This window comes from Arthrobacter sp. GCM10027362, from assembly GCF_042679445.1.
Lineage (GTDB): Bacteria > Actinomycetota > Actinomycetes > Actinomycetales > Micrococcaceae > Crystallibacter.
Window position 1 is genome coordinate 1 of the sequence record NZ_JBHTML010000177.1, and the last position, 7,856, is coordinate 7,856.

Sequence of the window (7,856 nt, forward strand, 5' to 3'; positions counted from 1 at the left end):
TGCTCGTGCACGGCGTAGTCCCCGTGGCTCATGTTCATCCGGGCCACGTCCACCCCGGCCCGCAGCACCGCCAGCGTCTTTTCGTAAGTGCTAATGGCCGGCCCGAACGTTGCCACAATCTTCGCTCGTCTCATAATCCCACCCTAGTCCTCTTGGTGATAGGAAAAAGTCCACTCGGTGATAGGAAAAACGCCGGGGCAGGCGGTGCCTGCCCCGGCGTTGGTTCCGGGAAATGTGCGGCTACGGCAGGACCGAGATGGCCCGGTCGGTCGGGGCCACCGGTGCCGGCAGCCGGGTCGAACCGGTCAGCCACTCGTCCACGGCTGCGGCGCAGGCGCGGCCCTCGGCGATCGCCCAGACGATCAGGGACTGGCCGCGGCCGGCGTCGCCCGCCACGAAGACGCCTTCGGTATTGGTCATGTAGGCGCCGTCCCGACCCACATTGCCGCGGGCGTCGAACTCGGCCTTGACCTGCTCGGTGATGCCCGCCGGTTCGGCGCCGGTGAAGCCCAGGGACAGGAACACCAGGTCCGCAGGGATCTCCCGTTCGGTGCCTGCCTTGGGCAGGCGCTTGCCGTCCACGAACTCGGTCTCGGCAACCTTCAGGGCCTTGAGCACCCCGTTCTCGCCGACGAATTCGACGGTGGACGCCAGGTAGGTCCGCTCCCCGCCTTCCTCGTGGGCACTGGCTACCTCGAACAGCGTCGGGAAGGTGGGCCACGGCTGGTGCGGGGCCCGCTCGGCCGGCGGCTGCTTGCCGATGGCCAGGGTGGTCACGGAGGCCGCCTGCTGGCGGTGGGCCGTGCCGAGGCAGTCGGCACCGGTGTCGCCGCCGCCGAGGATGACCACGTGCTTGCCGCGCGCGTCGATCTGGTCCGGCACCGTCTCCCCCGCCACCGCGCGGTTGGCCTGGACCAGGTACTCCATGGCGAAGTGCACGCCCTGCAGGTCCCGGCCGGGGATCGGCAGGTCCCGCGGGACCGTGGCGCCGGTGGCGATGATGACGGCGTCGTAGCGGCGGCGCAACTGGTCCCAGCTGACGTCCCTGCCCACCTCGATGCCGGTGCGGAAGCGCGTGCCCTCGGCACTCATCTGCTCCAGCCGGTGGTCCAGGACCTCCTTCTCCATCTTGAAGTCCGGGATGCCGTAGCGCAGCAGGCCGCCCACCTTGTCGTCACGCTCGTAGACGGCCACGGTGTGGCCGGCCCGGGTCAACTGCTGGGCCGCGGCCAGGCCGGCAGGGCCGGAGCCGACGACGGCGATGGTCTGGCCGGTGAGCCGTTCCGGCGCGTGCGGGGCCACCCAGCCGTTCTCGAAGGCCTCATCGGCAATGGAGACCTCGACCTGCTTGATGGTCACCGCGGGCTGGTTGATGCCCAGTACGCAGGAGGCCTCGCAGGGGGCGGGGCAGAGCCGGCCGGTGAACTCCGGGAAGTTGTTCGTCGCGTGCAGCCGCTCGATAGCTTCCTGCGGCTTGCCCCGCCAGATGAGGTCGTTCCATTCCGGAATCAGGTTGCCCAGCGGGCAGCCCTGGTGGCAGAACGGGATGCCGCAGTCCATGCAGCGGCCCGCCTGGCGCTTCAGGACGCCCTTCTCCTGCGCCTCGTAGACTTCCTTCCAGTCCATGATGCGCACCGGCACCGGCCGCCGCGGCTGGGTCTCGCGCTGGCGTACCTTCATAAATCCGCGTGGGTCAGCCACCGGTAACCTCCAAAATTCGCTTCCAGACGACGTCGCCGTCGGGGTCCAGGCCCTGGGTTTCAGCATCCGCCCGGGCCTGCAGCACCGCCGCGTAGTCGCGCGGCAGCACCTTGGTCATGCGCGCCAGCGTGCCGTCGGTGTCCTGCAGCAGGTCCGCCGCCAGCTGCGAACCGGTCTCCTCCGCGTGCTTCTTGAGCAGCGCGGCGATGAGCTCGCAGTCCCGGACATCCGGGGCCTGCAGCAGCAGCTCCCCGGAATCCACCGCCTGCTTGTTCAGCCGCGTCCGGTCCAGGTCCAGCACGTAGGCGATGCCGCCGGACATGCCGGCGCCGAAGTTGCGCCCGGTGCGGCCCAGGACCAGGGCGACGCCGCCGGTCATGTACTCGCAGCCGTGGTCACCGATGCCCTCGACGACGGCGGTGGCGCCCGAGTTGCGGACCAGGAAGCGTTCGCCCACTTGGCCGCGCAGGAACATTTCCCCGCTGGTGGCGCCGTAGCCGATCACGTTGCCGGCAATCACATTGCGTTCGGCGGCGAAGGCGTTGGACCGGTCCGGGCGGACGATGATCCGTCCACCCGAGAGGCCCTTGCCCACGTAGTCGTTCGAGTCGCCGAACAGCCGCAGGGTAATGCCCGCGGGCAGGAAGGCGCCCAGGGACTGCCCGGCCTGGCCGTACAGCGTCACGTCGATCGTGTCGTCGGCCAGCGTGTCGACGCCGAACCGCCTGGTGACCTCGTGGCCGAGCATGGTGCCCACTGCGCGGTCCGTGTTCACCACGTCCAGGCTGATCCGCACCGGCTGCCGGCTGGACAGTGCCTCCGTGCTCATGGCAATCAGCTGGTTGTCGAAGTGCTTGTCCAGCTCGTGGTTCTGGCCGGTCGTATTGCGCAGCGACGAATCGCCGTCGAACTCGTAGCCGTTCAGGATTGGCTCCAGGTCCAGTCCCGAAGCCTTCCAGTGGTCGATTGCCTCGCGGCTGTCCAGCAGCTCCGAGTGTCCGATCGCCTCGTCCAGGCTGCGGAAGCCCAATTCGGCGAGGATCTCGCGGACCTCCTCGGCGATGAACTCGAAGAAGTTGACCACGAACTCGGGCTTGCCGGTGAACCGGGAGCGCAGCTCCGGGTTCTGCGTGGCCACGCCCACCGGGCAGGTGTCCAGGTGGCAGACGCGCATCATGATGCAGCCGGAGACCACCAGCGGAGCGGTGGCGAAGCCGAATTCCTCGCCGCCGAGCAGCGCGGCGATCACGACGTCGCGGCCGGTCTTCAGCTGGCCGTCCACCTGCACCACCACGCGGTCGCGCAGGCCGTTGAGCATCAGCGTCTGCTGGGTTTCGGCCAGGCCGAGCTCCCAGGGGGCGCCGGCGTGCTTGAGCGAGTTCAGCGGCGACGCACCGGTGCCGCCATCGTGCCCGGAAACCAGCACGACGTCGGCCTTGGCCTTGGTCACGCCGGCCGCCACGGTGCCGATCCCGACTTCCGACACCAGCTTCACGTGCACCCGGGCCTGGGGGTTGGCGCGCTTGAGGTCGTAGATCAGCTGCGCCAGGTCCTCGATCGAGTAGATGTCGTGGTGCGGCGGCGGCGAGATCAGCCCGACGCCGGGGGTGGAGTGCCGGGTCCGGGCCACCCACGGATAGACCTTCTGGCTCATCAGCTGGCCGCCCTCGCCGGGCTTGGCGCCCTGGGCCATCTTGATCTGGATGTCGTCGGCGTTGGTCAGGTACAGGCTGGTCACGCCGAAGCGGCCGGAGGCGACCTGCTTGATCGCCGAGCGGCGCTGGGGATCGAGCAGGCGCTCGGGATCCTCGCCGCCCTCGCCGGTGTTGGACTTCGCGCCCAGCCGGTTCATGGCGACCGCCAGGGTCTCGTGCGCCTCCTTGGAGATGGAGCCGTAGCTCATCGCGCCGGTGGAGAACCGCTTGACGATGCTGGAGACCGGCTCCACCTCGTCCAGCGGCACCGCCGGGCGGGTGCCGGTCTTGAACCTGAGCAGTCCGCGCAGGGTCATCAGGTCCTTGGACTGGTCGTCCACGCCCCGGGTGTAGGCCTTGAACACGTCGTAGCGGCGCTCCCGGGTGGAGTGCTGCAGCCGGAAGACGGTTTCCGGGTTGAACAGGTGCGGCGGTCCTTCGCGGCGCCACTGGTATTCGCCGCCGGTCTCCAGCGTGCGGTGCGGATCGTCGATGCCGTCGCCCGGGTACGCCTGGGCGTGCCGGGCGGCGGTCTCCGCCGCGATCACGTCGAGGCCGACGCCGCCGAGCTGGGACTGGGTGCCGGCAAAGTACTGGTCCACCAGGTCCTGGGACAGGCCCAGCGCCTCGAAGGTCTGGGCGCCGCAGTAGGAGGCCACGGTGGAAATGCCCATCTTGGACATGATCTTCAGGACACCCTTGCCCAGGCCCTTGATCAGGTTGTAGACGGCCTCTTCGGCGGTCACGCCGACGATGTCGCCGTTGCGGACCAGTTCCTCGCAGCTTTCCATCGCCAGGTAGGGGTTGACGGCGGAGGCGCCGTAGCCGATCAGCACGGCCACGTGGTGCACCTCGCGCACGTCGCCGGCCTCGACCAGCAGCGAGATCTTGGTGCGGTTGGCGCTCTTGAGCAGGTGGTGGTGCACCGCGCTGGTCAGCAGCAGGGACGGAATCGGCGCCCACTGGGCGTTCGAGTCCCGGTCGGAGAGGATAATGAACTGCACGCCGCGGTTGACCGCGGCGGAGACCTTCTCGCAGATCTCCTGCAGCCGGGCGCGCAGCTCGGCCTCGCCGCCCTCCGGCCGGTACAGCCCGCGGACCTTCAGGGTTGCCCGGGTGCCTTCCTTCGTCTCGAGCGCGGCAATCTTGGCCAGCTCGTCGTTGTTGATCACCGGGAACTTCAGCGCCACCTGGGTGGTGCGGATCGGGCCGGTGGAGAGCAGGTTGCCGTCCGGACCGATCGAGGAGCGCAGCGAGGTGACCAGTTCCTCGCGGATGGCGTCCAGGGGAGGGTTGGTCACCTGGGCGAAGGACTGCACGAAGTAGTCGAAGAGCAGGCGCGGGCGCTTGGACAGCACCGCGATCGGCGTATCCGTACCCATCGCGCCCAGCGGTTCGGCGCCGGTGCGGGCCATCGGGCCCAGCAGGATGCGCAGCTCCTCGTGGGTGTAGCCGAAGGTGCGCTGGCGGCGGGTGACCGAGGCGGTGGTGTGGACCACGTGCTCGCGATCGGGCAGGTCCTCCAGCCGGATCATGTTTTGCTTGAGCCATTCGCCCCACGGGTTGGCGGTGGCGACCTCGGCCTTGATCTCCTGGTCCTCGATCAGGCGGCCGGCCTCGGTGTCCACCAGGAACATCTTGCCCGGGGAGACCCGGCCCTTGCGGACCACCCGTTCCGGCTCGATGTCCACCACGCCCACCTCGGAAGCCAGCACCACCAGGCCGTCCTCGGTGACCCAGTAGCGGGCCGGGCGCAGGCCGTTGCGGTCCAGCACGGCGCCGACCAGCTTGCCGTCGGTGAAGGACACGGCGGCGGGCCCGTCCCAGGGCTCCATCAGCATCGAGTGGTACTGGTAGAACGCCCGGCGTTCCGGATCCATGGTGGCGTGGTTCTCCCAGGCCTCCGGGATCATCATCATGATCGCGTGCGTGATCGGCCGGCCGGAGAGCATCAGCAGCTCGGCCACCTCGTCGAAGGATGCCGAGTCGGACGCCCCCGGGGTGCAGATCGGGTACAGCTCCTCCGGGGTCTCCCCCAGCAGCGGGCTGCTCAGCTGCGACTGTCGGGCGCGCATCCAGTTGCGGTTGCCCTTGACCGTGTTGATTTCGCCGTTGTGCGCAATAGTGCGGAAGGGCTGGGCCAGCGGCCAGGACGGGAAGGTGTTGGTGGAAAAGCGCGAGTGGACGATGCCCAGCTTGGTCTTGAACCGGGGGTCCGACAGGTCGGGATAGAACGGCTCCAGCTGGGCCGTGGTGAGCATGCCCTTGTACACGATCGTCTTGGAGGACAGCGACGGGAAGTACACGCCGAACTTGTTCTGGGCGCGCTTGCGGACGCGGAAGACGCGGGCGTCCAGGTCCTGCAGCGGGGCCGCGGCGTGCTCCGGCGCGCCGAGGAAGACCTGCACGAAATGCGGCATGCAGGCCCGGGCCATGGCGCCGACCAGTTCGGCCACCACCGGCACCTCGCGCCAGCCCAGGACCTTCAGTCCCTCCGACTCGGCCAGGTTCTCGATGCCTTCCCTGGCCACGGCCGCCTCGGCTTCCTCGCTGGGCAGGAAGGCGGTTCCCACGGCATACTCGCCTGCCGGCGGCAGTTCGAAGCCGGCCACGGCGCGGAAGAATTCGTCCGGAACCTGGGTCAGCAGGCCGGCGCCGTCACCGGTGCCTTCGTCGGCGCCGACGGCGCCGCGGTGCTCCAGGTTGCGCAGGGCGGTCAGGGCCGCGTCCACGATATCGTGTCCGGGCTCGCCCCGGAGCGTGGCGATCACGGCCAGGCCGCAGGCATCCTTTTCGTTGGCCGGATCGTAAAGGCCGGCCTGCTGGGGATAGGCAGCGAAGCGGGTGAAAGGCGGGCCCGGCACCGCCGTTCCCTCACCGCCGCTGCCGTCCGTGCGTGGGGTGCTTGATCCGTTGAACGGAGGAATCATTTCGATTTGTCCTTCTCCCGTAATTGAACTCGAGAAGGGGACGACACTGGCCCCGAGACACACGGCCGGCGTGGGCAGCCGCCATGTACCAGTAGTGGAATTTTATGGCATAGCTCACGTTGTGCAGCATGTTCGATGCACAACGATCCGACTGCGTACGCGATATCGTTCCGTCTGCTCCGGCAGGGCCCTCACATTGTGCGTGGAATCCGATGCCGGTTTTCCACGTCAATGTGGCAGATAGTCCCGTGCAGGAGGGTCGCCTGCAGGACTATTTCTTCTTGGCGTCCTTATGGCGCGCATGCTCACGCTGGTCGCCGCCGGAGCCGGAGGCCTTATCCGCCTCCGTTGAAGTACCAGCGAGATTAGCATGCTCGTTTCCCGTTGGGACAGCCGCCACCGGATTTTTCCGGGAGATTTCTGAATTGTTAACCGCTTCCCCCCCGGCCGCAGCCTCGGGCCGGGCGCCGCCGTCGTCCGCCCCGCCGGCGGATGCCGCTGCCGGCGTCCGGTTGTCCAGGTAGAGCGATTCGTCGGCCGCGGTGCGCTTGTGCCGTGCCAGCAGCACAAACATGACAAGCGAAGCCACGAACAGCACCAGGCTGGTCCAGACGTTCAACCGTGCGGTGACACCGAAGAGGGAGACCATTTCGGCGTCGTCGATCCGCAGCATCTCGATCCAGACCCGGCCCAGCGTGTAGACGGCCACGTAGAGCCAGAACAGCATCCCGCGCCGGAACCTGAAACGCTTGTCCAGCGCCAGCAGCAGGGCTACGCCGGCAAGGTTCCACAGGCACTCGTAGAGGAAAGTGGGGTGGAACAGCGTCTCCGCAGGCATGCCCGCCGGGAAATTCGGGTTGTCCGGGTCGATCCGCAGTCCCCAGGGCAGGGTGGTGGGCGCGCCGAAGAGTTCCTGGTTGAACCAGTTGCCCCAGCGTCCGATCGCCTGGGCCAGCAGCACGCCGGGGGCGGCCACGTCCATGAAGGCACTCAGCTTCAGCCCGGCGCGCCGGCAGCCGATCCAGCATCCGACCAGGCCCAGCGCCACCGCACCCCAGATGCCCAGGCCGCCGCGCCAGATCTGCGGAATCAGGCCCAGGTCGCCTGTCCCGTCGAAACCGGGTCCGAAGTAGGCGTCCGGCGAGGACAGGACGTGGTACAGCCGCCCGCCGACGATGCCGAAGGGGATGGCCCAGATGGCGATGTCCCAGACCGCGCCCTCCGGGCCGGACCGGGCCTTCCAGCGCCGATTCGTCAACCAGAGCGCCGCAACGATGCCCAGCAGGATGCACAGGGCGTAGGCGTGGATGGTCAGCGGCCCGATGGTGAAGCCGGACCAGCCCGGGCTGGGAATGGCTGCAGGGATCGCAACGGCGCTGCTGGTCATGGCTTCAGTCCTTCGATTGATCCGGGCAGGGCGCTGCAGGGCGCAGCACGGCGCGGTGCGTGGGGTCAGGCCCCGGCGCCGGGCCGGGACCGGGGGGTGCCGCTGCTGAGTTCGGCGGCCAGCCGGCCCACGGCGTCCACCCCG

The 7,856-nt window shown here is 68.6% G+C and carries 4 protein-coding genes; all 4 read right to left on the minus strand.

Features of this window, described 5'->3' with window-relative positions:
* Positions 1-134: pyruvate kinase (locus ACFQ36_RS18475; RefSeq protein ID WP_377016284.1), on the minus strand; the 134-nt coding region annotated here is incomplete at its 3' end.
* A gap of 106 nt (positions 135-240) precedes the next feature.
* Positions 241-1,701 (minus strand): glutamate synthase subunit beta, encoded by a 1,461-nt coding sequence (locus ACFQ36_RS18480; RefSeq protein WP_377016278.1) that lies wholly within the window; start codon positions 1,699-1,701, stop codon positions 241-243.
* Positions 1,694-6,325 carry a glutamate synthase large subunit gene (gene gltB / locus ACFQ36_RS18485; protein WP_377016280.1) on the minus strand — a complete coding sequence of 1,544 codons (4,632 nt, stop codon included), beginning with the start codon at positions 6,323-6,325 and terminating at the stop codon, positions 1,694-1,696. The genes ACFQ36_RS18480 and gltB overlap by 8 nt, the downstream gene beginning before the upstream one ends.
* Before the next feature lie 271 nt (positions 6,326-6,596).
* The gene (lgt, locus tag ACFQ36_RS18490) at positions 6,597-7,712 is read right to left on the minus strand and encodes a prolipoprotein diacylglyceryl transferase (protein WP_377016282.1); all 1,116 of its coding nucleotides are present in this window, start codon (positions 7,710-7,712) and stop codon (positions 6,597-6,599) included.
* Positions 7,713-7,856 lie beyond the last annotated feature (144 nt).

Bases quoted from the DNA above. Each gene is read 5' to 3' on its own strand.
- lgt (WP_377016282.1), bottom strand. From the start codon at position 7,712: ATGACCAGCAGCGCCGTTGCGATCCCTGCAGCCATTCCCAGCCCGGGC.
- gltB (WP_377016280.1), bottom strand. From the start codon at position 6,325: ATGATTCCTCCGTTCAACGGATCAAGCACCCCACGCACGGACGGCAGC.